Origin of the sequence: Alteromonas sp. M12, assembly GCF_037478005.1 — a bacterium.
GTDB lineage: Bacteria > Pseudomonadota > Gammaproteobacteria > Enterobacterales > Alteromonadaceae > Aliiglaciecola > Aliiglaciecola lipolytica_A.
Map to the genome: position 1 here is coordinate 1,683,163 of NZ_CP144164.1, position 22,725 is coordinate 1,705,887.

Annotated in this window: 18 protein-coding genes; 7 read left to right on the plus strand and 11 right to left on the minus strand. The window is 40.5% G+C overall.

Going from position 1 to position 22,725, the window contains the following annotated elements:
- Positions 1 to 406 precede the first annotated feature (406 nt).
- Positions 407 to 2,218 (minus strand): sensor domain-containing diguanylate cyclase, encoded by a 1,812-nt coding sequence (locus VUI23_RS07285; RefSeq protein WP_342807527.1) that lies wholly within the window; start codon positions 2,216 to 2,218, stop codon positions 407 to 409.
- A gap of 529 nt (positions 2,219 to 2,747) precedes the next feature.
- Positions 2,748 to 5,240, minus strand: coding sequence for a hypothetical protein (locus tag VUI23_RS07290; RefSeq protein WP_342807528.1), 2,493 nt, complete (start codon positions 5,238 to 5,240; stop codon positions 2,748 to 2,750).
- 365 nt (positions 5,241 to 5,605) lie between these two features.
- Between VUI23_RS07290 and VUI23_RS07295 the strand changes: the two genes are divergently transcribed.
- Positions 5,606 to 7,174 carry a winged helix-turn-helix domain-containing protein gene (locus tag VUI23_RS07295; protein ID WP_342807530.1) on the plus strand — a complete coding sequence of 523 codons (1,569 nt, stop codon included), beginning with the start codon at positions 5,606 to 5,608 and terminating at the stop codon, positions 7,172 to 7,174.
- Between the two features lie 4 nt (positions 7,175 to 7,178).
- Here the strand turns inward: VUI23_RS07295 and VUI23_RS07300 are convergent, their stop codons facing one another.
- Both VUI23_RS07300 and VUI23_RS07305 read right to left on the minus strand, forming a co-directional pair.
- Complete coding sequence (locus tag VUI23_RS07300; RefSeq protein WP_342807532.1) at positions 7,179 to 7,964, minus strand: alpha/beta hydrolase; 786 nt, start codon at positions 7,962 to 7,964, stop codon at positions 7,179 to 7,181.
- A 9-nt stretch (positions 7,965 to 7,973) separates the two neighbouring features.
- Positions 7,974 to 9,026, minus strand: a complete 1,053-nt coding sequence (locus tag VUI23_RS07305) for a class I SAM-dependent methyltransferase (protein ID WP_342807534.1) — start codon at positions 9,024 to 9,026, stop codon at positions 7,974 to 7,976.
- A 245-nt stretch (positions 9,027 to 9,271) separates the two neighbouring features.
- Here VUI23_RS07305 and VUI23_RS07310 point away from each other — a divergent pair, with 245 nt between their 5' ends.
- Positions 9,272 to 10,324, plus strand: coding sequence for a CNNM domain-containing protein (locus tag VUI23_RS07310; protein WP_342807536.1), 1,053 nt, complete (start codon positions 9,272 to 9,274; stop codon positions 10,322 to 10,324).
- A gap of 86 nt (positions 10,325 to 10,410) precedes the next feature.
- On the opposite strand, the gene VUI23_RS07315 is transcribed toward VUI23_RS07310, so the two are convergent.
- The 3 genes from VUI23_RS07315 to VUI23_RS07325 form a co-directional block, all read right to left on the minus strand.
- Positions 10,411 to 11,232, minus strand: coding sequence for a M90 family metallopeptidase (locus VUI23_RS07315; protein ID WP_216050369.1), 822 nt, complete (start codon positions 11,230 to 11,232; stop codon positions 10,411 to 10,413).
- 342 nt (positions 11,233 to 11,574) lie between these two features.
- Positions 11,575 to 12,432, minus strand: a complete 858-nt coding sequence (gene yghU / locus VUI23_RS07320; RefSeq protein ID WP_342807538.1) for a glutathione-dependent disulfide-bond oxidoreductase — start codon at positions 12,430 to 12,432, stop codon at positions 11,575 to 11,577.
- Positions 12,433 to 12,468: 36 nt separating this feature from the next.
- Entirely contained in the window at positions 12,469 to 13,023 is a 555-nt protein-coding gene (locus VUI23_RS07325; protein ID WP_303500160.1) for a carboxymuconolactone decarboxylase family protein, read from the minus strand.
- A 254-nt stretch (positions 13,024 to 13,277) separates the two neighbouring features.
- Between VUI23_RS07325 and VUI23_RS07330 the strand changes: the two genes are divergently transcribed.
- Complete coding sequence (locus VUI23_RS07330; protein ID WP_342807540.1) at positions 13,278 to 13,952, plus strand: haloacid dehalogenase type II; 675 nt, start codon at positions 13,278 to 13,280, stop codon at positions 13,950 to 13,952.
- Here VUI23_RS07330 and VUI23_RS07335 read toward each other — a convergent pair.
- The gene (locus tag VUI23_RS07335) at positions 13,949 to 14,551 is read right to left on the minus strand and encodes a TetR/AcrR family transcriptional regulator (RefSeq protein WP_303500158.1); all 603 of its coding nucleotides are present in this window, start codon (positions 14,549 to 14,551) and stop codon (positions 13,949 to 13,951) included. The genes VUI23_RS07330 and VUI23_RS07335 overlap by 4 nt on opposite strands.
- A gap of 397 nt (positions 14,552 to 14,948) precedes the next feature.
- Between VUI23_RS07335 and VUI23_RS07340 the strand changes: the two genes are divergently transcribed.
- Together VUI23_RS07340 and VUI23_RS07345 are read left to right on the plus strand one after the other, a co-directional pair.
- The gene (locus VUI23_RS07340; RefSeq protein ID WP_342807542.1) at positions 14,949 to 15,503 is read left to right on the plus strand and encodes a type 1 glutamine amidotransferase domain-containing protein; all 555 of its coding nucleotides are present in this window, start codon (positions 14,949 to 14,951) and stop codon (positions 15,501 to 15,503) included.
- A gap of 27 nt (positions 15,504 to 15,530) precedes the next feature.
- A complete protein-coding gene (locus tag VUI23_RS07345) occupies positions 15,531 to 16,211 on the plus strand; it encodes an SDR family oxidoreductase (RefSeq protein ID WP_216050377.1) in 681 nt (226 codons plus the stop codon).
- 50 nt (positions 16,212 to 16,261) lie between these two features.
- Here the strand turns inward: VUI23_RS07345 and VUI23_RS07350 are convergent, their stop codons facing one another.
- The gene (locus VUI23_RS07350; RefSeq protein ID WP_342807545.1) at positions 16,262 to 16,699 is read right to left on the minus strand and encodes an OsmC family protein; all 438 of its coding nucleotides are present in this window, start codon (positions 16,697 to 16,699) and stop codon (positions 16,262 to 16,264) included.
- A 534-nt stretch (positions 16,700 to 17,233) separates the two neighbouring features.
- On the opposite strand from VUI23_RS07350, the gene VUI23_RS07355 reads away from it, so the two are divergent.
- Positions 17,234 to 18,658: an aldehyde dehydrogenase family protein gene (locus VUI23_RS07355; protein ID WP_342807547.1), complete on the plus strand. Its 1,425-nt coding sequence runs from the start codon at positions 17,234 to 17,236 to the stop codon at positions 18,656 to 18,658.
- Between the two features lie 138 nt (positions 18,659 to 18,796).
- Here the strand turns inward: VUI23_RS07355 and VUI23_RS07360 are convergent, their stop codons facing one another.
- The gene (locus VUI23_RS07360) at positions 18,797 to 19,780 is read right to left on the minus strand and encodes an AraC family transcriptional regulator (protein WP_216050380.1); all 984 of its coding nucleotides are present in this window, start codon (positions 19,778 to 19,780) and stop codon (positions 18,797 to 18,799) included.
- A 163-nt stretch (positions 19,781 to 19,943) separates the two neighbouring features.
- Between VUI23_RS07360 and VUI23_RS07365 the strand changes: the two genes are divergently transcribed.
- Positions 19,944 to 22,112, plus strand: a complete 2,169-nt coding sequence (locus VUI23_RS07365) for a PQQ-dependent dehydrogenase, methanol/ethanol family (RefSeq protein WP_342807549.1) — start codon at positions 19,944 to 19,946, stop codon at positions 22,110 to 22,112.
- 87 nt (positions 22,113 to 22,199) lie between these two features.
- Here VUI23_RS07365 and VUI23_RS07370 read toward each other — a convergent pair whose 3' ends face one another.
- Positions 22,200 to 22,676: a MarR family transcriptional regulator gene (locus tag VUI23_RS07370; protein ID WP_342807551.1), complete on the minus strand. Its 477-nt coding sequence runs from the start codon at positions 22,674 to 22,676 to the stop codon at positions 22,200 to 22,202.
- Between the last annotated feature and the right edge of the window lie 49 nt (positions 22,677 to 22,725).

Genomic DNA, 22,725 nt, shown 5'->3' on the forward strand with positions numbered 1-22,725 from the left:
AATTTAGTTGTGTCGTTGCCAAAACAGCTATGTAATAAAAGTACGCTTGGTTGAGGCCCTTTGCCGGCAGCTTGATAAATTAAACCTGACATTTTTTTGCCGTCAGATTCAAAGATTAATTCTTTACAGCTCGCTGCATCATTACTAAGTGACTTTGCATAAGTGAGGTGGGACAAAGCTCAATAAAACTAACTTGCAGAGCAGAGGTGTTTGTGTAAAGTGTTTCATGAACTTCCCTTGTTGATATTGAAGTGGCCAATATCATATGCTGGATAATAACGAATTATCTTATTCAATATTTACACATATTAGAATGAACCAAAAAACAATTGATCGCGGCTATTGTCTTGATTGTGATAAGTTGATGGCGTTGGCTAATGTGAGTTTCAAAGAATCCCATTCACATCTACTTAGAAAGTTGAGGCTCTGGCTGACTTTGATTACGGCCGTTTTGTTTCGCAAGATAGAGTTGTTTATCAGCTCGACTAATTAACATTTCCAAATTGTCCTCAGCTGCTGGAACCATAGATGCGTAGCCCACACTTAAAGTAATATACGGATGGTCCTGTAGATCATCGCGCGGAATGTTTTCTGTAATTACTGCTTGGCGAATTTTTTCTGCTATTTCCCACGCGCCTTTTTCATCAGTTTGCGGCAATACCAATATAAATTCTTCGCCACCGTAACGGGCAAGTAAGTCGGTAGGACGTTGAATTTGCTTTAGAATACAAGTTGCCACTCGAATCAGAGCGGAATCACCATGTTGATGACCATAGTTGTCGTTGAACGCTTTAAACTGATCAACATCACATAAAATAATTGCCAAAGGGGTTTGTTGACGCAACGCCAAGGCCCATTGAAGTGCATAGGTTTCATCGAAAACTCTTCGATTAGCAATGCCGGTCAGAGGATCTCGCTGAGAAAGCGCGAGTAATCTTGCATTTGCGTTTTCTAGTTCTATGGTGCGTTCAGCCACCCGTTGTTCAAGCTCAGCTATCGATTGGAGTTGAGCTCCTGCCAAACGAGCTAAGCTTGCCGACAAGCCTCGAACTTCCGGTATAAAACTTTGTTGAAAAGGCGCTTTTTGTAATTCACTCAAGGCTCCGTCTAGGGCCATATTACTTATATTTTCTATTGGTTTGGCAATCAGTTTAGTTAGTGCTGCTCCTAGCGCAACCATGGACAATAAGGTCACTATCATCAGAATAATCGTGTTTGAGGTCTTACCTTGAATCACTGAAATGGTCACGTCAAGAGGTTGTAAAACAGCTAATTGCCATACTTTTCCATAACCTAGTTGAATATCTTTCAGTGTTAAAAGGTAATCGCGACCTTGTATCTCGATAAGTTGTTCTGAAGATTGGTAATGCTGATATGTCGCCAACTTTTTTAAAACAGTGCTAGGGTGGTTACTCAGCGTAAAACGTGTATTTTTTTGCGGATCGGCTAGCAAATAATGCTGGCTAGAAGAGGCAAGTAGAGTGCCGTCTTGTTCAAACAAGATGGCGATACTGTCGTTATTTAATTTGAGTTTATTTATATATTCATTTAGGCGCTCTAAGCTAAAGTCAACGGCGGCAACGGCAATTACCTCGCCTTGTTTATTGGTAACTGCTTGCGAGAAACTAATCGCGTATTTTTCCCCTTCGAGATACTGATAAACATTGCCCCAACAAGGTATTTTGGTTTGGGTTACCGCACAACGCATAAACGGCCGTAGTCGCGGGTCGTAGGGACCAATGTCTTTAGTCTGTTTATTTGGCAAGTCTTGATCATTTATTGAAAAGCCTTGCAGGTGGCCATCACTATTCAATATGTTTGTGGCAATTTCTAAGGAGTTGCTATTTAGAGGTGGTCTGGAGGCCGCGATGTAACGTCCATCATTAAAAGCTAAGGTAACAAAGTTAAGCTGATCAGACTGGCGTAATTGACTAAGTAGCCAAGGAGAATTGTGAATTGGTTTATCGCTGGAAAGAACCCCCTTTTTTAATGCTTGTGCATTATTTAATACCAAAGCAGGCATCATTTCTGTCATATTATTAATATAATTTTCGACATGTTGAGTAATTAACTCATTGAAGGCGTGGGCCATTTCCAACGCAACTGCGCGATTATTGTTGTATGACACCGCAGCGAAAACAACAGTTGCAATGATAAGCAAACATGTAAAGGGCACTATGATTAAAATGCGTAACGGTAATGAGCGCGGTATTTTCATAAAAATTTTTATCTTTGTGCAACTAAGGTAAATCTAAAAGGTTGGCTATGATATGAATTCCCTGTATTTACGAATAAGTATGGGGATTCTCGACAGCATTAATTTTGTGCTCAATAATTATACTATTACTTAAGGGCAAATATGTTATGGGGTATTAAGTGTAAGTATGAATGCGGCGATTTTATCACTACATAAATAAGAATGGACAGCACAACATGCTTTTTATTAAATTAACAACAACGGAAACATGAACACAGTAAAAAAGCGTTTGCGGCTGATAAGAACTCCATACACGTTAACTTTTAACGTTAGGTACTTGTTTTTGATTCAGACAGAATAGCGAAATTCCAGACAAACAATATTATACATTAGTTGAATAGCGTTGTTTTGCAACAGTACATTCGCTATCAAATAAATCGTTTGTCATCGACAATACATATATTTGAGGATCGATAATACGTATGACGGGTTTTGAGTTGATTGATGATGTTGTTGGGTTTCAATCACTAAATTAATCAATAAATTTAGTTTAAGCCTGCTCAAGTTTTTTGTTGCTAACAGCATTTCTTATTAAGGGGAGCAGCAATAATATAAGCAAGCCTATATTTATCGCACCACTTCCAGAGCTTGTATCTGTTTCGACATCATCGGCATCCTGAGTTACCACTAATTCTAGCTTAGAGGCCGTTTGGTTGATGGAAATTTGTAAGCCTTGTTCGCTTAAATCAGCAACGACTAGGTTATCAAACTCACCTGAAATCTGTTCTGCCAACAGCAATTCGAAGGTGTCGCCACTATTTAAACTGAGGTTATCCGACAAGCTTACTTGCAGTGTTCCTGCCAACGTGGCAATTGCACCAACATCTATTGATGTATAACTTACTCCTCGTTCTGCTCCTTCAATTTCTATGTGAAGTGAACTATTTTCAGTTAAATTCATGTTGCCTTGAATGGTCAATAGGCTTGGCTCATCAGCTAACTGTATATCGCCATTAAAAGTGACGGTGCCATCACCTTGAATCATTTCTTTTCCTATAAAACTCGAGAGAAAATGTAAATTACTTGCCCCATTAACGGTAATCACTCCTTTGTTGGTCGTCTCAGCGGATATCGTTAACGATTGATTTGCTAATACCTCTATTAGACCTTCATTTAACACCACTGAATCTAAGCTACCTTGTCCAAAAATGCTTGAACCAATATGCACTGTCAAACCTTCAGTCACGCTCAAAATACTATCTTGCAGAGTAATATGAACACTGCCGGCACTGCCACCTAAAGTAAGTGATTTGATTGTTGTGTCGGCAATGGGACCTAGTATGTCGATATTCTGTTCAGGATTGATAATCACATCGGTAAATTGGTCAGGTAAGCCTCCAAAATGCCAACGTGACACATCATCCCAGTCTCCTTCTTCAACATCGGTTCGCCAACCAAAATCCGGTGTCCAAGCAAGAATCCCTTGATGACCATCCTCATATCTTACTTTGTATGCCACTGTACCTGTATCGCTTAAACCATTCGCTGGACCAACAGGATTATTATTAAAAAAAATCTCACTGATAACTTTACCGTTATGTTCTCGTCCTTCACGTTCTATGGTTTCATAATGAATACCATCAGTGATAATCAAAATATCTTCGGTGCGTAAATAAGGGCCTTCATCATCGAACACTTCTTCTAAAGCTAAATCGGCCTGAAATACCACTAAGCCATTATTGTTTATTGCCGGATCTTTAAAGTTTCGCAAAGTGCCGTCTTCATAGCTCATGTGTTTTCTTGCTATTTCGATCACCTCTGTTTCTGATGCTCTAAACACCCCGTCAATTTGCGAAGTTTCTGTTAATAAATCGACGATTAGCGCAAATTGCCCTAAATCGTTCAAAGCGGCACGTGGTTTAGCTGAAAAGCGGCTAAGTAAGTCGCCGTATGTGGCAGTGCCATCGGGGGTTGTTTGCCCTTTTAGTAAAATCATTTTGGTTGATAAGGTGTCGGCTAAGAACAATCCTGAGCCGTTGGCTAAACCGTTTTCATCTCGTAACAACGCCTTAAAGCCTATTTGCTGATGATTATTAATGCGAGCATCATATAATTCAGAAAAATAGCGATTTTCTATTTCACCGGTGGGAGCTATGTCACCTTCATGGACAACAAGGGAGTAGCTGGTGCCGGAAACTTTATATAAACCTGAATTGTTATAGTCGTCTTCTGAGTCATTTAAACCGGAAAATACTCCGTCGCCATAATCGTTAGTTTGTAGCCCGGCAGGGTGGGTTAAAACCCCACCATTTGCGGGATCACCTTTACGGACAAGTTCGACAATTGAGTTGTCGTTAAAACGTTTAAAGTACGCTGTATTGTCTAGTGTGTCATTTTCAGTATTGTTTAATGCGGAAAAAAATATGACGTTATTGTTGCTGCTAATCCCAGCTAAACTAGCGATATTAAATTCACGGTATTCTCCATTAGATGATGGGACAGTAGCGCCTGCCTCGGCAACAAGAACAAAGGAGTTTACTGATTCAACAGCAATAATTGAATTACCCAGGTCGTTAGAACCCGGCACCAAAGGTAACATCAAGGCCAAATTCGTAAAATCGCCAGCTGCTGAGTAACTTGGAGCTGGCGTATTGGTAATTTTAAAAGCGCTCGAAATATACAGATCGTTGAGATGAAACGAGCGATCACCAACGGTCAGAAATTGATTTTCTCTTACAACCTCTTCAAGCGTCAGCACCACTGGACCAAGGGTTCGGGGCACAAACATTCGATAAATTCCAGTATCATCGTTTTCACCTTCGCTGGTATTAATTAAACGACTAGTAAATACCACCTCGTTGAAAGAATTAATTGTCGCACCTAAAAAGATATTAAATTGGCCATTATCCCCTGGCACAGTCTGTTCGGTTTGCGCAATTGTCTGTGTGGAACTTGCTAAACTAGATTGGCTTAGCATGATGCTCAAAAGGCTGGCTATACTGAATATCGAACAAGCTTGATGTTTAAAATTCCATTTCTGCATAATTTTATCTAACGTGATATTGGCTTACTTAAAAGTGTAATAGATAGCTGCGTGTATTGATTGAATGTATCCACGGATTTTTAGTATTCCCAACACTCAATTTTCAATTTTCACTACGCAGTTTAGGGTAAGTTGAATCTAATCAAAGTGACTGGATATTGATTATGTGAGCAATAGAGTTACGAATCAGATACGCTAGCTGCTTTTATTTGTCTATTGAACAGGCTTTATTTATCCTAAATCAATGTTAAATTTCAGCGCGATTAGGAGTCATTGGGCATTCTTTTTCTACCCCAATAGATTAAAACCATTGGCTAATATTTATGGATTATAATTAGTAAATCGGCGAACCTAAGGAGAGGGGGATGATCTATCAATTTAATGACTATCAATTAGATACTGAAAAAGTAGAACTCAGGTGCAGAGACGTTGTGATTGCCGTTGAGCCACAGGTATTCTGTTTACTGCAAGTGTTAATCGAAAATCGCCATAGAGTTTTAAGTAAAGATCAACTTATTGACTTAATTTGGCAAGGTAAACCACTGTCAGACTCGGTGGTATCAAGCCGCATTAAATCTACCAGAAAGGCCATCGGTGATGATGGTTCCGCCCAAAAACTGATAAAAACAATACACGGTCGCGGATTTCGTTTTGTCGGGGATATTTCCACCTTAGATTTTCAAACTGAACTAGCGACTGATTCTGTAAAGCCACATCAGCAAGAAATAGACACTGCCTCCATTCAAGACCGCAAACCATCGATTATTGTATTGCCCTTTACCTGTATTCAATCTTCAAATGAATTCGCCATATTGCCTGAAGGATTTGTAATCGACATCATTTTAGGTTTATCACGTTTGCGTTGGTTGAAAGTTATCTCCAGGGCAAGTTCATTTCAATTTAGTTCCGATGTTCAAAGTGACACCATAGTTTCACATACGGGGGCAAAATATTGTCTTTCAGGTTGCATAGAAAGGGTGAACAAAAAACTGACGTTGACCATAGAGCTGAGTAATTTGCTAAGCCAAGACGTGATTTGGATTGAGCGAATAGAAGGCAAGCTAGATGATATTCATCAAATGCGTACAGATATTGTCAATAAAGCCGTGGCAACATTAGAGGTACAAATATCGACTAATGAAGCGCAAATTGCACAACTTTCACCGATTGAAAATTTGGATGCTTGGGCGGCGTATCATTTAGGCATGGCTCACCTCTATCGTTTTACCCAGCTAGATAATGAGAAAGCCATTAGCTTGTTTACTCGGGCAATTAAATTAGAACCTATGTTCTCTAGGGCTTACGCAGGTTTGTCGAGTTGTCAGTATCAAAATGTATTTAATCGATATTCTGGATGCGATCCAGTTCTTGAAGCCGTTGAGGCGAAAAGAAGTGCGCAGCGAAGCATTGAACTTGATCCCCTAGATGCATTTGCTAATTTTGCCATGGGCCGTTGTTTTTGGTTGAGTGAGGGGCCTGAAGATAGTTTGCCTTGGCTAGAACGTTCGCTTTCAATTAACCCCAATTTTGCGCAAGCGTATTATTCCCATGGCTTAGCTTCTGTGATGTCTAATAATGCTAACGATGCAAAGCAAGATGCTTCCCAAGCTATAGAGCTCAGCCCATTAGATCCGTTTTTATATGGATTTTATGGTGTTAGGGCATTCTCATATATTTCTTCTGGAGATTATGAAAATGCGCGAATATGGGCTAATCATGCGGTTAGGCAACCCGGCGCTTTATTTTTGATGGATATTTTAGCAACAGTGGCTAATTCGTTAGCTGGACATGAAAAAGAAGCCGCTTTCTGGGCTGCTAGAGCCAAAAAGAAAAGGCCAGATCTGGCCCATGATTATTTTTTTAGGGTACTTCCATTTACCCAAGGAGTCACTCGCGAACGGATAAATCAGGCACTGAACAAGCATAACCTATAAAATGTTAATTGCGATGAATTCCCTCAACATGCTGCATAATTGCTTGGTTGACTGCAGCCGGATTCTGGATAGGCCCCATATGCCCTAAACCATTTAACTGAAGCAGAGAAGCATTTGGCAGTTTCCCCGCCAGTAGATGACTCATGTGTTTTGCTATCTCCACTGTTTTATCACCAAATATCAGCCTTACAGGACCTGAGTAAGGTTGATATTCAGATGGATATTCAACTTCAAATAAGCCATCTTTAAAGTCTTGGGCGGTAATCGTTGCATATTGAGCAAGCTGTTGTTGAGCGTCACTTCGTAAACTTTGCCAATGTCCCTTACCCATCCAAAAGTTAATGAATAATGCCATGGCCTGCAAAGGTGAGGCATTGGTAACCTTGGTTGCCAGAGTCTGTATTTCATTTAACAATTGAACCCCCTTTTGATCTGTTGCTTGGCGAAATACGTCAAGTGATGTTGGTTCATAGACTGTGACACTCAAACACTTATTGGGGAAGATTTCAGCTAGTCGCAACGCGAGTGCACCACCAAACGAATGCCCTACTAAATGGACAGGGTGATTTAACTGAATAAAGTCGTTCAACATAGGTTGCAAACGGGCCGTCAACCCCACACTAGGTGGGCTGAACTGACAGCCGTAACCCGGTAGATTAGGCGAGATAACCTCACGATAGCCAGAATACGCTTTTCGCAAGGACTGCCACTGCTGTCCTGTGTTCGCCGTCCCATGCAGCGCAATAATGGGACGGGAGTTAAGGTTTTTGGGAATTTTAGTTTTCGCCATTTTTACTGTTTAATCCGGACGATTTGCTTGAATAACAATATTAAATGGCGTGTCAGCGATTTTTTTCACATTCACAAAACCGGCTTCTTCAAGGACTTCTGACAAACGTTTTTGGCCAGCTTGCGCACCTAAAGCCAGCCCTACATCTTGAGAAAGTGAACAGGGAGTGCACACTGCCGTTGATGCGGCGTAGTACAAGCGACTGACTGGATTAATATTTTCTTCTACAGCATCACCTGCAGCCGGTTCAACTAACAACAAACTGGCCCCAGGTTTTAGTGATTTTAATGCGTGTTGAGCCGCGCCAACAGGGTCACCCATATCATGTAAACAATCCATGAAACAAATCAAATCAAACCCGATTGATGGATATGACTGAGCATCGATAGTTTCAAAAAACGTATTGGACTGAGCAGGCTCAGATGAAGCTCTATCCGTTGCTGTTTTGATAGATTCCAAATGGTTATCAAAGCCATAGAACTTCGATTGACGAAATGCATTCGCCATGACTATTGTTGATGCACCATGGCCACAGCCAACATCAGCAACCAAAGCACCTTCTTGCAACTTGGTAATGACGCCATCCATTGCCGACAACCAATCATTTATTAAAAAAGACTTATAACCTGGTCGGAAAAGTGATTCGCTGCCACAGAATAAACGATGATGATGAGCACCCCATGAAATGCCTTCACCTGTTTTAAATACATTTTTAAGTAAGTCTTCGTCATGCCAAAGAGACGCTGCAACTTCAAGGGCAGGTACTAAAAAAACAGGACTCTCAGGGTCTGCGAGAACTGGTACATGTGCATCGGGAAGTTGATAGGTTTTATTCGTCTTGTCATAAACAATATATTGTCCAGCCACTTGGTTATTAAGCCACTCCCGAACATAACGTTCTGCCAATCCAAGTTTTTCTGAAAGGCTTATGGAAGTATATGGCCCTGAGTAAGCCATAGCTTCATATAATCCCAATTTATGACCTAAACTTGTCATTACACCCGACAAAGTGGCGCTCACATCGGTAACCACTTGACCTGCAAATTCTTCAGTAGTTTGCATTTTTGCTTTCCTTATTTGGTTAAGTTAAAAATTTTATTGTGTTGAAATCACCTAACTAGATTAGGTTAATGGCAATTGGCAAACTTGAAGATCAGCTGATCATTTTATGAAGAATCGATGGAAAGGGCAGTTAACAGTGTTTTGGGGTTGATAAACAGTATAAATACTGTTGAACACAGCTTCAGCTTTAGTACTAAGAGGTTATACTGAAATTATCCGCTATGTAGATATTAAGGTGCCAAACAATGGACTATCTAATCTGGTTCGGAATTATTTTTTGCTTGGTACAATCGGCTATTTTTTCAGGTTTAAACCTTGCCTACTTTAGCATCAGTCGTTTGCGTCTTGAGATTGAGGTAGCTAACGGTAATACCGCTGCGGCAACAATTTTGTGCTTACGTAAAGATTCCAATTTTTTGCTAACAACGATTCTGTGGGGGAATGTTGGTATCAACGTACTGCTAACACTTCTGTCTAATTCTGTGATGGCAGGTCTTGTCGCCTTTCTGTTTAGCACTGTTGTCATTACAATTGGGGGAGAAATAGCACCGCAGGCGTATTTTTCCAGAAATGCATTACGAATGGCATCGATGTTGACGCCCGTTTTACGTGTTTACCAGTTCGTTTTATATATTATTGCTAAGCCAAGCGCGTTGATTCTTGATTTATGGCTCGGTAAAGAAAGTGTTCAGTACTTTCGTGAACGTGAACTGCGTCAATTATTGCATAAACATATTGATGCAGAGGATTCAGACGTTGATGTTATCGAAGGAATTGGCGCACTTAATTTTCTTGCCCTTGATGATGTGCCGGTATCTGAAGAAGGGGAAGTGCTATCTGAACAAAGTATTATTTGTGCTGATATTGTCGAGCATAAGCCTGTTTTTTTCGCAGGTGACCTCGCTCCTGAACTGATGCAAAAACAATTTGCCCATAAATTGTCATCCATTGCACATCAGTGGATTGTGGTCACCAATAGTGATAACTATCCTGTTTTTGTACTTGATTCCGATGCCTATTTACGCAGTGTATTTTGTGCGGATGGCAAGGTAATTGACCCATTTTTGTATTGTTATAAACCGGTGATTCTAGAAGATCCTAAAACACGGCTTGGTGCGGTACTAACATTAATGAAAGCCGAAGAAGATCTACACTCAGATGCACCCCTTAAGCAAGATCTTATACTTCTTTGGGCAGATCAAAAGAGAATAGTGACAGGTGCTGACATTTTAGGACGACTGCTCAAAGGTATCGGACTTTACGACTCTCTCGATTTACAACAGCAAAAAGCAATGTGATTGTCACTCGTCGGCCTGTTTATTTGACTCATTTTGTGTTTTTTAATGATCAAATAACAATTATAAAGAAGCTAGAACCATATTGTTTACCAAAGGCTAGGATCAACACGATAGAACAATCTTAATTGTTGATAAAGCTTTGGATGTTCATGCTTAAGTTGCTTGGATTTTTCAAAAAACACTTCGCTTGCCACTGCAAAAAATTCGGCGGGATTGGTGGCCCCATAGTAATCAAAAATTGAATGGGTTCCAGTTTTAGCATGCTGTTTCAATTGTTCAAATTGATCAGAAAAAACATCGGCCCAACTTGCATAATTTTGATCTTTACCTAAAATTGGCGCGCCGTCGGCTAAACCGTCCTCTTGGTCTAGTTGATGTGCAAATTCATGAATCACCACATTGTGGCCATCATCAGGTAAATATGCTCCATCAAGGGTATCTTGCCACGACAATACAATTTTCCCAAATCCCCAAGATTCTCCGGACATAGCGACATTTTGAGTGAAGTGCACGCCGTCTGAACTTCTACTTTGCTGTTGTTTAGCGAAAGCACTTGGATAGACTAAAATAGTTCGCAGTTTCGGATAATAGTCAGTTTTCCGGTTGAGTAAAAGTAAACAGGCTTGGGCAGCAATAGTAACTCTAATTTCATCGGTAATAACAACACCATTGCAACCGACAAAGTTTTTTTCCGATAAAAACACTTGGATGTGCTGTTTTAGCTGCAATTGTAAGTCCGCAGGCATTTTTCTGAAATAGGGCATTCGTTGCTGCAGGACTTTTCGCCATGCCTTTGGGAATGGCACACGATTCATTCTTTTTCGTTTGAATTCACGCCAATAGGGTTTGCCTATGATGAAGGCAATGATTACAGCACCGACTAACAACGGTAATAAAATAGGCAGCATGAGTATCTTTTAAAAATCGTATTGATTGTTAAATAGGTATTAGCTAAGCGCTTTTCAAGCATTGACTAAACTTCTATTCTTTTCAAAACCTCAGGTGACGGTATATTGTGAGACTTTTTATTGAATAGTTTTTTTGACTGACAGGCTCGCGCTTAATTCATTTAGACATAAATTTTAAATCTATTTTTGCAATGTGGTTCTTCGCGATGTCAGTGAGATCCAAGGTATTTTAATAAAACCTAATGGTGCCATTATCATTGCTTAAAACAAACAGCATTAAAAAGGCCAAACAATTTTCACCTTGTTTGGCCTTAGAACAGTTCGCGTTTATTAGGTGGACTATTACGCGGGTTGTAACTTTAAGACGTTATCTATATCTTCAGCACTGTGACGGTTTTCAAGCTGTTCCCAAGCTTCCCCCCAGTTACGATTTACAATACGGCCACGCTGAACGGAAGGGCGCGTTAACATAGCCTTTGCCCAACGTTGTACGTGCTTATAATCGTCGACTTGTAGGAAATCTTTGGCATCGTAGAGGTTGCCTAATACAAGATTGCCATACCAAGGCCAAGTCGCTATATCGGCAATACTTAATTCATCTCCAGCGAGAAACTCATTGTTTGCGAGTTGTTTATCTAACACATCTAATTGTCGTTTGATTTCCATCGTAAAACGATTGATCGGATATTCGTATCTCTCTGGAGCATAGCTATAGAAATGTCCAAAACCGCCACCTAAATAGGGCGCAGAGCCATGCAACCATAATAACCAATTCATCACATGGGTACGTTTTACAATTTCTTTAGGCAGTAAAACGTCAAATTTTTCTGCTAAGTACACTAAAATGGAAGCTGATTCAAAAATTGGCAAGGCTTCATCATAGGAGTGATCTACCAACACTGGTATTTTGGAGTTAGGGTTGAGTGCCACAAAACCAGATGAAAATTGATCACCCTCACCGATCTTGATCATATGCGCATCGTATTCGGCATCTTTGCCTAATGCTAACAACTCTTCCAACATGATAGTGATTTTTTGACCATTGGGTGTACCCATTGAGTATAGCTGTAATGGATGTTTACCAAGGGGCAGTGCTTTTTCGTGTGTCGCGCCTGACACTGGGCGATTGATACTTGCCCATTTACCGCCACTTTCAGCATCATGAGTCCAAATGTCCGGTGGTGTGTATTGTTTGTCCATTGTCATCACTCCTATCGTGAAATCTACTATTTTAAATTACGCTTTTTTAGACCAAGCAAATTTTTCAAAAGGTTTGTCTACTGGCGTGCTTGCGATATGGTTAGTGTAATTACTAATCACTTTTTGAGACAAAGCCAATATAATTTCTAACACTTGCTGTTCACCGTAACCCGCGGCGTAGAATTTGTCTAAATCTGCTTGAGATACAATTCCACGATTACGCACAATGGTGATGGTTGTATCAAACAACGCTTGTAACTTAGCAGTAGGCATAGGTTCTTGATTACGCAAAGCTTCAGTTAAAACAGATGATACTTTCATTGAGTTTGCAATAAAGGTGTGGGCAGGTACGCAATAGCTACAACCGTGCTCTACATTAATAGCCTGCCAAACAACAGTCAGTTCTTCAGCATCAAAAGAAGTGTCCATGAATAATTGATGTAAACGCTGGTAAGCCTCTAGTGTTTGCGGAGAACTTGCTAATACAGCGTGCAGGTTAGGCAACATGCCAAATCCTTTTACCGAATTTTCCAATAATGGTTTACTGTCTGCTGGCGCGGATTCAATTGTATGGATAGTTAATGTAGTCATGTTATTTCCTTCAATTATGGTTAATTTTAGTGCTCATTCATCTCAGCTTTAGTGATTAAATGAATGCTAATCTAGAATGTTTCTACCTATCAGTACTTTTTGTACCGATTGGTACAATTCAATTGGTTTGCATTGTACCGACCGGTACGATAAAGTCAACACAGATTCGTAGATTGTTTATTTATGGGTTTTACCTTGTAGTCCTAAATAGATTTAAGTGGCTAAATCATTCACTAAAAAACTGGCAGGAAAGAATGAAAATTAATATCGCATTTGATGTTTACGGTACTTTGATAGACACCCAAGGTGTGCTGGATTTACTAACTGATTTGGTTGGAAATCAAGCTCAGATATTTTCTGATACTTGGCGATCGAAGCAATTAGAGTATTCATTTAGACGAGGACTGATGCAGCGTTATGTGCACTTTTCTGTTTGTACCAAAGATGCATTGAATTTCACTTGTGATTCATTGAAAGTCAGTTTGACAGAAACCCAAAAACAGCAACTTTTAGATAGTTATAGTTTTTTACCGGCGTTCAGTGATGTTGAAACTGCATTACCCAAATTGGCCCAAAAATATCGATTAATTGCATTTTCCAATGGTGAGTCAAATTCGGTTCATGGGCTGCTTAACAATGCCAATATTTCCGATTATTTCAGTGAGGTGGTAACTGCCGATGAAATAAATACCTTTAAACCCAATCCAGCAATATACCAACATTTATTAGATAGAATTGACGCTAAATCTGAGTGTACGTGGTTAATCTCAAGCAATCCATTTGACGTAATAGGAGCTAAATCACATGGTCTAAAGGCAGCGTGGGTAAAACGTAGTGAAAGTGCGGTCTTTGACCCTTGGGGAATTGAACCTGACGTTGAAATAAACCACCTAGATGAATTAATGGGTCGCTTAGACTTATCTGATTAATGCAGACCTATTCCCGTAAGAATGTTATCTATTGAGCGTTCAAGCTCTGCCTTGCTGATGCCTGAACGTGCCATTGAAGCTGTTCCTTTTAACATTGTATACAGGCTAAGACTGTTGGTGTGTGCACTGTGATTTAAACCTAATTTGATGGCTTCTGGATCGTTGTTAAACAAATCAGTGTAAAGTTGCATTGGCATTGCTTCGGCTTCAATCAGGATTTGTTCTGCCTCTTTAGGGATCACGCCACTTACCAATTCAGATTGGCATAACACTAAATAGCAACCCTTGGCCTGTTCGGAACTGCACTGCATATCCACAATAGACATCATGTGGTTTTTAAGTCGTTGTTTCAGCGGAATACCTTCCTCAAATAATAGTTTGAGGTGTGTTTTCATCTTCGTTTCAATATAACGTTGAGTGGTTTTGACGAACAATGATTCCTTATTGCCAAATGCACGATACATGCTTGGTTTGCTGATGCCCATACTATCAATTAAGTCCATTAGTGATGCACCAACGTAACCTTTTTGCCAAAAAACATGCATGGCGGCATCTAGCGCTTTGTCAGCGTCAAATTCTCGTTTACGACCGCTTGTCATGATAACCACCTAGGAAAATTATTGGAGGCTTATTATACCACTCGGTACGGAAAATTGAAGAGTTAAACAACATTAGTGATTATTAAGGGGATTATTAGCCTAATCTATAAGAATAAATTGCTCCCTCAGTTATCAAGTCTAATAGACTTTTTGCTGAACTTGTCGATTAACCTAAGATCGTGAAAATCTTACAAAGGTTGTCTACTAATCGACAGAAATAACCTGCTTGTGATTCTCTGCTAGCTGTTATTGTTTCTCCAACCCATTGTTTTTACTGGGATAGGCAGAACGTTTTGTTTTGGTATGGCTGTTGCACCTTCATGCTTTTATTCGGCAGAGCTTCTGTGTTAACGGCGGAATCTTTGTTTGATAATTAGACAAAGTAATTGGAGGAAATATGTCAAACAATACAATGTTAAACACCAAAACACTTGCCATTATTGCAACTGATGGTTTTGAACAAAGTGAATTGCTAGACCCCAAAAACGAGCTCGAAGCAAGGGGAGCAATAACCCACGTCATTTCAATTAACGGTAGTCAGACAATACGCGGGTGGAACGAAAAAGATTGGGGCGAAACGATTAAAGTCGACAAACAAATTGAGCAAACCAATCTTGAAGACTATGACGCAGTTATTATTCCGGGCGGGCAAATCAATCCAGATATTCTTCGTACCGATGCTAAAGTCGTTGATTTCATTAAATCAGCCAATGATGAAATTCAAATTAAGGCAATTGCTGCTATTTGCCACGGACCTTGGCTACTGGCTGAGGCTGATATTATTAAAGGCAAAAAAGTCACTTCTTATCCCAGCATTAAAACCGATCTAAAAAATGCACAAGCAAACTGGCAAGATGGCAAGGTTGTGGTGGATGGTAAACTAATCACCAGTCGAAACCCGAATGATATCCCTGCTTTCATCGAAGCGATTACTGAACAATTAGTAAGTTAAGGTTGACTGAAATTAAGGAGTAACTGTATGAGCGAAGAAAAAGTGGTATTGATTACCGGAGCGTCTAGTGGCATCGGTGCTGCAACCACTGAAAAAGTGGTTAAAGCTGGTCATAAGGCAGTGATAACCGCGCGAAGTATCGATAAATTAAATGATATTGCTGAAAACTTGGGAAAAGAACGAGTTTTGCCTGTTAAAGCCGATGTCACTAATCTTTCAGAAATTGAAGCTGTGGTTTCCCAAGCAATTGAAAAATTTGGGCGCTTAGATGTGGTCTTTGCCAATGCAGGCACTGGCTCTAAGGCCGCGGGCATTGAAAAAGGCGATCCACAGGACTGGAAAACAATGTTGGATGTAAATATTAATGCCTTATTATTTACAGCCAAAACAAGTTTACCTTATTTACGAAAAACTCAAGGACACTTTATCATTACTAGTTCGATTGCAGGTAAAATCACCCTCAAAGGCTCAGTATACGGTGCTTCTAAATGGTTTGCTTACGGATTTGGGCAAAATCTAGCGGCGGAAATGGCTGAATGGAACGGGCGCTGTACGACTATTTGCCCAGGTATGGTTAATACGCCATTCTTTGATGAAGCCAAGCCTGATAAATTAGCTCCTAGTGATGTTGCAGATGCGGTACTTTATGCTATTTCAGCAAATCCCCGTTGTGACATAAGAGAAGTTTGCTTGATGCCAACCAAGTAAAAAAAAGGTAGCCCAAGGGGGCTACCTTTTTTATGATCAAATGAGACGAATTAATTGCCCTGAAACGAAGTAATATCCAAGGTTACATCACAGGCTAATAATTTTGATATCGGGCAGTTTAACTTTGCCTCAACCGCCGCCTTTTCAAAATCTGCTCCGCTCATGCCAGGTACTTGAGCATCTAAAGTTATTTCTGATTTGGTGACAGAAAATCCGTCATCGTCTTTTACTAAGGTGATAGCGGCCTTAGTTTCCAATCTACCTTTCTTGTATCCTTGTTCTGATAACCCCATAGAAAGTGCCATGGTGAAGCATGATGCGTGGGCCGCTGCGATCTGTTCTTCTGGATTAGTACCGTTCTTATCCTCAAATCGAGTATTAAATCCGTAGGGATGATCATGTAAAGCACCTGATTCCATTGAAACGTGGCCTTTACCGTCTTTTCCAAGCCCGTCGTATTTTGCTGTAGCCCATTTAACAATCGCCATCTAATTCTCCTTAATTGGTGTTTATTTATGATTTCCTCATAAGCGTTTTTGCACTCAGTATCTTCATACTGGTGTGACACCCATAGAACTAAGCAAGCCTTATTCCAGTTAATGGATTGCGATGTATAAGGGGACACGGGCATTTTTCTGTTAATTACCTGCAATATATTCACGACATAGAGTAAAAGTTGCAGAAACTGTGTTTAGTTTGTGCCATGGGTTGTCAGTCAGCTTTTATCGTGTCTCAGTTCGCTGCTAAGTCCTCACATTCTTATGAGGCATTTTTAAATAAATAATCGATAGACTAGGGTTTTTAAATTGACTTGCTAGTGATTTTTTACGCCTTCATTTCTGACGCTTAGCGGTATGTTTAGTAATAAAAAATCTAGGTAATTTGTTAAATGTTGAAAAGAATCGTAACTATTAAGGTGAAATATAACGTGAAATTTAATGTTTATTTATTTTCCAAGATCAGGTAGCTTGACGTATTGAGAACATCTGATTTTGCTTGATAAAAATAATAAGGATAAATATATGCAACAATTTAACATGACGATAAATGGGAAAAGCTACACATCTGGGAAGACTTTCGATGTTATTAACCCTGCTTTAGGCGTGCCGTTTGCAACTTGTGCTTTAGGCGATGAAAGCACAGTTAATGAGGCTGTTGTTGCAGCAAAAAATGCGTTTCCTAGTTGGAGTCAGCTACCAGAAGAAGCCAGAATTGAAAAAATGAATGCTTTGGTTGGCTTACTTGAAAGTCATATGCCGGAAATTATGGCATTGATTACGCAGGAAAATGGCAAGCCGTTTAATGGTTTTGGTGGGATAGGATCAGGCATGGAAGTGGGTGGTTCTATGGCCTGGATTCAAGCTACCTGCAGTTTTTCTTCGCCGCTGCAAGTGATACAAGATAATGACGAGGCCAGAATCGAAGTACATAGAAAACCATTAGGTGTAGTGGCATCCATCACACCGTGGAACTGGCCATTACTGATCGCTATTTGGCATGTGATCCCTGCGTTAAAAACCGGTAATACCGTGATAATCAAACCCTCACCTCTAACGCCTGTTGCTACTATGCGATTTGTGGAATTAGCCAATACGGTTTTGCCGCCGGGTGTGCTCAACGTTATTACCGGTGATGCAGATGTTGGCAATGCCATTTCAGCTCATCCAGACATCAATAAAATAGTATTCACTGGTTCTACACCTACAGGTAAAAAAATAATGAGTTTAGCTTCTAGCAACCTAAAGCGTTTAACGCTGGAATTAGGGGGCAATGACGCCGGTATTGTTTTACCTGACGTGGATGTTAACGCTATTGCGCATAACTTGTTTTTGTCCTGTTTCCACAATAATGGTCAAACCTGTGCCTGTCTAAAACGTCTATATGTGCATGAATCTATTTACGAAGATGTTTGCAATGCACTAGTTGAGCTGGCTAATAAGGTGAAAGTTGGTAACGGCATGGAAGAAGGGATTGAATTTGGTCCTGTACAAAATAAAGCACAATTAGATAAAGTGATTGAGCTTACCGAAGATGCCATTGCCAATGGCGCCACACTTTTGGCTGGTGGCAAGGTAAGAGAAGGAGAGGGGTACTTTTTCCCACCTACCATTATTGCTGATATATCTAATGGTTCTCGTTTAGTTGATGAAGAACAATTTGGACCAGTGATCCCCGTTATTAAGTATTCAAATATTGATGAGGCGATCAAAATGGCCAACGATAATCAATTTGGTCTTGGTGGCTCAATTTGGTCATCTGACACTGAATTAGCCCATTCTCTTGCATCACGCTTGGAGACTGGTTCGGTATGGATTAACGAACACGGCAACGTTCAACCTGATGCTCCTTTTGGTGGTGTCAAACAATCGGGTCTTGGAGTTGAATTTGGCCAGTTGGGGCTAGAAGAGTACACATCAGTGCAAACCATAAAAGTGAGTAAACTCTAGGCATCGCCTAAAGCACAACACAGTCATTTAATAGTCGTTGTAAGGATAGCTTAAGTTTCTTAGGCTATCCTTATTCTGTTGCCTATCGGCATTTTATCCAGTATTCCATTACCCGCAGAAATAAGGGTCGTTACAATCTTATCCCTTAGACTTATTCAAAGTGTCTGAGGGCCGTTCGCCAAATCGTAATTTATAATAATGAGCGAATCTGCCTAAATGGTTAAAACCATATTTTATGGCTACATCAGTCACATTTACATCCTGATCCGAAGAGCGTAATACCTCATGTACCGCTAATAATTTTTGTCCACGTACATATTTCATCGGTGACTGTCCAATGAAATGGCTAAAATGTTTGTTCAAGGTAGAGGGCACAACCCCAGTCACCATGGCCAGTTGTTCAAGAGAAATATCAAGATGGATGTTGTCGTGTATGTAGTCTCTAGCACGTTTGACTGACCTTGGTGTCACGTTATCGCTCCCACCGCGCAATCTATCCCGATAGTTATGATGCGGCAGTTGCAGTAACATTAAACATAGGGTGTCTTCAATTTGCTGTAATAAGGGAGCAGCAACCATAGGGGACAGCGGAAGTTCTAACTGACGTCTGGCAAAATTGACGGCATTCATCCAACTTTTACCTTCATATGTATTTAGATCAAATTTAGCATCAAAGATTAATGGCGCTTGCAGTTCATGACCTAATAATTGAGTCAGTGTTTGTTCGACTTTTTGCTTGTCTAATCGAACAGTAAAGAAGCTACAATCATTTGACCAACGCATGTTCATGGCTTGGTTTGGTGACACAACACTGGCAATACCTGGTTGAACAAGGGTTTTCTGGTCTTTCACCGCTACCTCAGCACGGCCTTGCCACGGAACTTGAATGAGAAAACAACTGCCTAATTGCTCAGTTTTAATGGTGACTGCGGTACCATAGGTAATATAGACAAGTGCTGAATGTGCAAATTTAGCCTCATTAACTTGCGCTGAAAATGAACCAGCATTGCCTAATAGCTCAAACTGGTGAGGACAAAAAATATTAGTCACATCTCTTAGGGTTTCATCTACATTTTTCGACGAAAACCGAGAAAACTGATTCAAGGGCAAAATTGGCTTCATATGTTTTCTTCTTTTATTCGTCCTGTTTTTTTTACGCCATTGTTTCTTTGCTGTCAATTGTTATCAAAATCGGATAGTTGAGCGCGAATTGGGATAGTGGGTAGTAAATTAATCATTTACTGTTTTGCTACTAATAATAAGAATCTCATTTAAAGGGGCCTATATGAGTAGCGTATTACTTAAAAAATACTCATCAACAATAAAAATATGTTTACTAATGATCAGCACTATTAGCATTTACGGTTGCGATAGTCCAAAACAAGAAATTCAACCAACACCCCAGCGCAAAGCAGAGTCTCAAAGTCAGTTAACGGTTGGGTTAACAGATGAGAGATTAGTCAATGCCGATTCTGAACCACAGAATTGGTTGTCCCATGGCGGCACCTACAAAGAACAACGTTACAGTTCTTTAGCCGAGATAAACCTTAACAATATTGCGAAACTAGGTTTGCAATGGGATTTTGATCTAGAGGGAACACGCGGTTTAGAAGCCACCCCCATAGTTGTCGATGGCGTTATGTATATTACCGGAAACTGGAGTCGTATATACGCTCTAGATGCTAAAACTGGTAGTTTATTGTGGAAATATGACCCTAAAGTGCCACCTGAGTGGGCAGTAAACTTATGTTGTGACGTGGTTAATCGTGGCGTAGCAGTATATGGTGATAAAGTTTACGCGGGCACACTTGATGGCAGGCTTGTGGCGGTAAATGCCAAAGACGGAACGCTTGTTTGGGAAGTACAAACCACGCCAACCGACATACCTTACTCCATTACTGGAGCTCCTCGAGTAGTGAAAGGCAATGTTATTATTGGCAATGGTGGTGGCGAGTTTGGCGTACGTGGATTTGTGTCGGCCTATGACGCACAAACGGGTGCACAGAATTGGCGATTCTACACTGTGCCCGGTGATCCAGCGAAGCCATTTGAAAACCCTATTTTAGAAATGGCGGCAAAAACCTGGACAGGTGAATGGTGGAAGCTAGGTGGTGGCGGAACAGTTTGGGATTCAATGTCGTATGATCCTGAACTCGATTTACTGTACATAGGTGTAGGTAATGGCTCTCCTTGGAATCAAAATATTCGCAGTCCACAAGGAGGCGATAATCTTTTTCTATCGTCGATAGTCGCGGTTCGTCCAGACACCGGAGAGTATGTTTGGCACTACCAAACAACACCTGGTGACAGTTGGGATTACACCGCAGCACAACAAATGGTATTGGCTGATATAGAAATTGAAGGCAAATTACGTAAAGTGATTATGCAAGCGCCTAAAAATGGCTTTTTCTATGTATTGGATCGGCAAACCGGTGAGCTGTTGTCTGCAGAGCCTTTTGTTAACGTCAGTTGGGCAACCCACGTCGATAAGGAAACAGGAAGGCCGGCAGTGGTGGAAGGTGCTCACTATAAACAACAAAACTTTATGGGCTTACCAAGTCCATTTGGTGGACATAGCTGGCATTCGATGAGTTACAGTCCTGATACGGGGTTAGTGTACATTCCAGCCATGGATCTGCCGTTTAATTTTCAAAGCGATCCAAATTTTCAGCATAATCCTATTGGGGTGAACCTTGGTATTGATGGGGTCGCCGGAGCAATGCCAGAGGACGTGAATATTCGCAAAGCCATTAAAGCCATGTTAAAGGGCTATTTATTGGCGTGGGATCCGGTTAAACAACAAGCTGCTTGGTCTGTTGAGCATACCGTTTCTTGGAATGGTGGCGCGTTGTCTACAGCGGGTGGGTTACTATTTCAAGGTAACGGAATAGGCAATTTTAATGCGTACAATGCCAAAACTGGTGAACAGTTATGGTCGTTCAATGCACAAACCGGGATTGTTGCAGCACCCGTCACCTACGCAATAGACGGCCAACAATATGTTGCGATATTGGCAGGGTGGGGTGGTATTATGCCGTTATTGCTTGGTGAAGCTGTGGCAGACTCTGCTGCCAATAAAGTAAATAGGGTATTAGTATTTAAGCTTGAAGGAGACCAACAACTTCCTCCCTTAACCGTGGTAAAACGGGAGCTTAATCCTCCGCCACAAACCGCTTCAAAAGATATCGTGGATCACGGTAGAGCAACCTATCAACAATTTTGTTTCAATTGTCATGGAGATACAGTAGTGTCTGGTGGTGTTTTGCCTGATTTACGTTACAGCCCTTTCAACTTGAACAAAGAAGCTTGGAAAAGTGTCGTGCTCGGTGGTGCATTATCATCGAAAGGCATGGTGTCATTTAAGCAAGTTCTGGAAGAAAGTGATGCTGAAGCGATACGCGCGTACGTCATCAAACGAGCCCATGATAAGTTGGCCGAAGAAAGTGTGAATTAGCCTAAGAAGTGAACCAGTTAACCCGTTGGTTAACTGCACATTGATATGTGCGGTTAACCGACAGTGTAATGGTAAAAGCGAGTTTAACTAAGCTTCGTCTAGATTAAGGAAGAGTTTCTGAAGAGTGCTGTTAAACGTCTCGATTTGTTGAGCTGTGAAACCATCATAAATGTTGTCGAACAATTTTTGTGAGTTTTCGATGATATTGGCAATGACGGTTTTACCTTTTTCAGTTAACTCAACAATAGAGACTCTTCCGTCATTTTTGCTAGTGCGGATAATAACAAGCTCTTTTTCTTGGAGATTATAAGTGGCTCTGGTAATCGTCGGTGTTTTTGCTACAGCGTGGGTAGCAACTTCACTAACACTCAAGGTTCCCATTTCTCGCAATATCATAAGTATACGCCAGGCGGTAAGGTTAATACCCTGTTTCTTAAGGGATTTTTCCATTCGCATGGAATAAGCACTGCCTACTCTCATTAGCCAATAAAATGGGTATTGCTGGAATTCAAAACTCTCTGAAGCAGGTTTGAATTTATTTAATTTATCCGTATTTTTTTTCATATTTTCAACAAGTTATAAACAAATTTAACACAATAATGCTCGCAATATT

Coding starts and splice junctions, on each gene's coding strand:
- VUI23_RS07325 (WP_303500160.1), bottom strand. CDS start 13,023: ATGACTACATTAACTATCCATACAATTGAATCCGCGCCAGCAGACAGT.
- VUI23_RS07345 (WP_216050377.1), top strand. CDS start 15,531: ATGAGCGAAGAAAAAGTGGTATTGATTACCGGAGCGTCTAGTGGCATC.
- VUI23_RS07335 (WP_303500158.1), bottom strand. CDS start 14,551: ATGACAAGCGGTCGTAAACGAGAATTTGACGCTGACAAAGCGCTAGAT.
- VUI23_RS07290 (WP_342807528.1), bottom strand. CDS start 5,240: ATGCAGAAATGGAATTTTAAACATCAAGCTTGTTCGATATTCAGTATA.
- VUI23_RS07340 (WP_342807542.1), top strand. CDS start 14,949: ATGTCAAACAATACAATGTTAAACACCAAAACACTTGCCATTATTGCA.
- VUI23_RS07315 (WP_216050369.1), bottom strand. CDS start 11,232: ATGCTGCCTATTTTATTACCGTTGTTAGTCGGTGCTGTAATCATTGCC.
- VUI23_RS07305 (WP_342807534.1), bottom strand. CDS start 9,026: ATGCAAACTACTGAAGAATTTGCAGGTCAAGTGGTTACCGATGTGAGC.
- VUI23_RS07330 (WP_342807540.1), top strand. CDS start 13,278: ATGAAAATTAATATCGCATTTGATGTTTACGGTACTTTGATAGACACC.
- VUI23_RS07370 (WP_342807551.1), bottom strand. CDS start 22,676: ATGAAAAAAAATACGGATAAATTAAATAAATTCAAACCTGCTTCAGAG.
- VUI23_RS07300 (WP_342807532.1), bottom strand. CDS start 7,964: ATGGCGAAAACTAAAATTCCCAAAAACCTTAACTCCCGTCCCATTATT.
- VUI23_RS07355 (WP_342807547.1), top strand. CDS start 17,234: ATGCAACAATTTAACATGACGATAAATGGGAAAAGCTACACATCTGGG.
- VUI23_RS07365 (WP_342807549.1), top strand. CDS start 19,944: ATGAGTAGCGTATTACTTAAAAAATACTCATCAACAATAAAAATATGT.
- VUI23_RS07310 (WP_342807536.1), top strand. CDS start 9,272: ATGGACTATCTAATCTGGTTCGGAATTATTTTTTGCTTGGTACAATCG.
- VUI23_RS07295 (WP_342807530.1), top strand. CDS start 5,606: ATGATCTATCAATTTAATGACTATCAATTAGATACTGAAAAAGTAGAA.
- VUI23_RS07350 (WP_342807545.1), bottom strand. CDS start 16,699: ATGGCGATTGTTAAATGGGCTACAGCAAAATACGACGGGCTTGGAAAA.
- yghU (WP_342807538.1), bottom strand. CDS start 12,432: ATGGACAAACAATACACACCACCGGACATTTGGACTCATGATGCTGAA.
- VUI23_RS07285 (WP_342807527.1), bottom strand. CDS start 2,218: ATGAAAATACCGCGCTCATTACCGTTACGCATTTTAATCATAGTGCCC.
- VUI23_RS07360 (WP_216050380.1), bottom strand. CDS start 19,780: ATGAAGCCAATTTTGCCCTTGAATCAGTTTTCTCGGTTTTCGTCGAAA.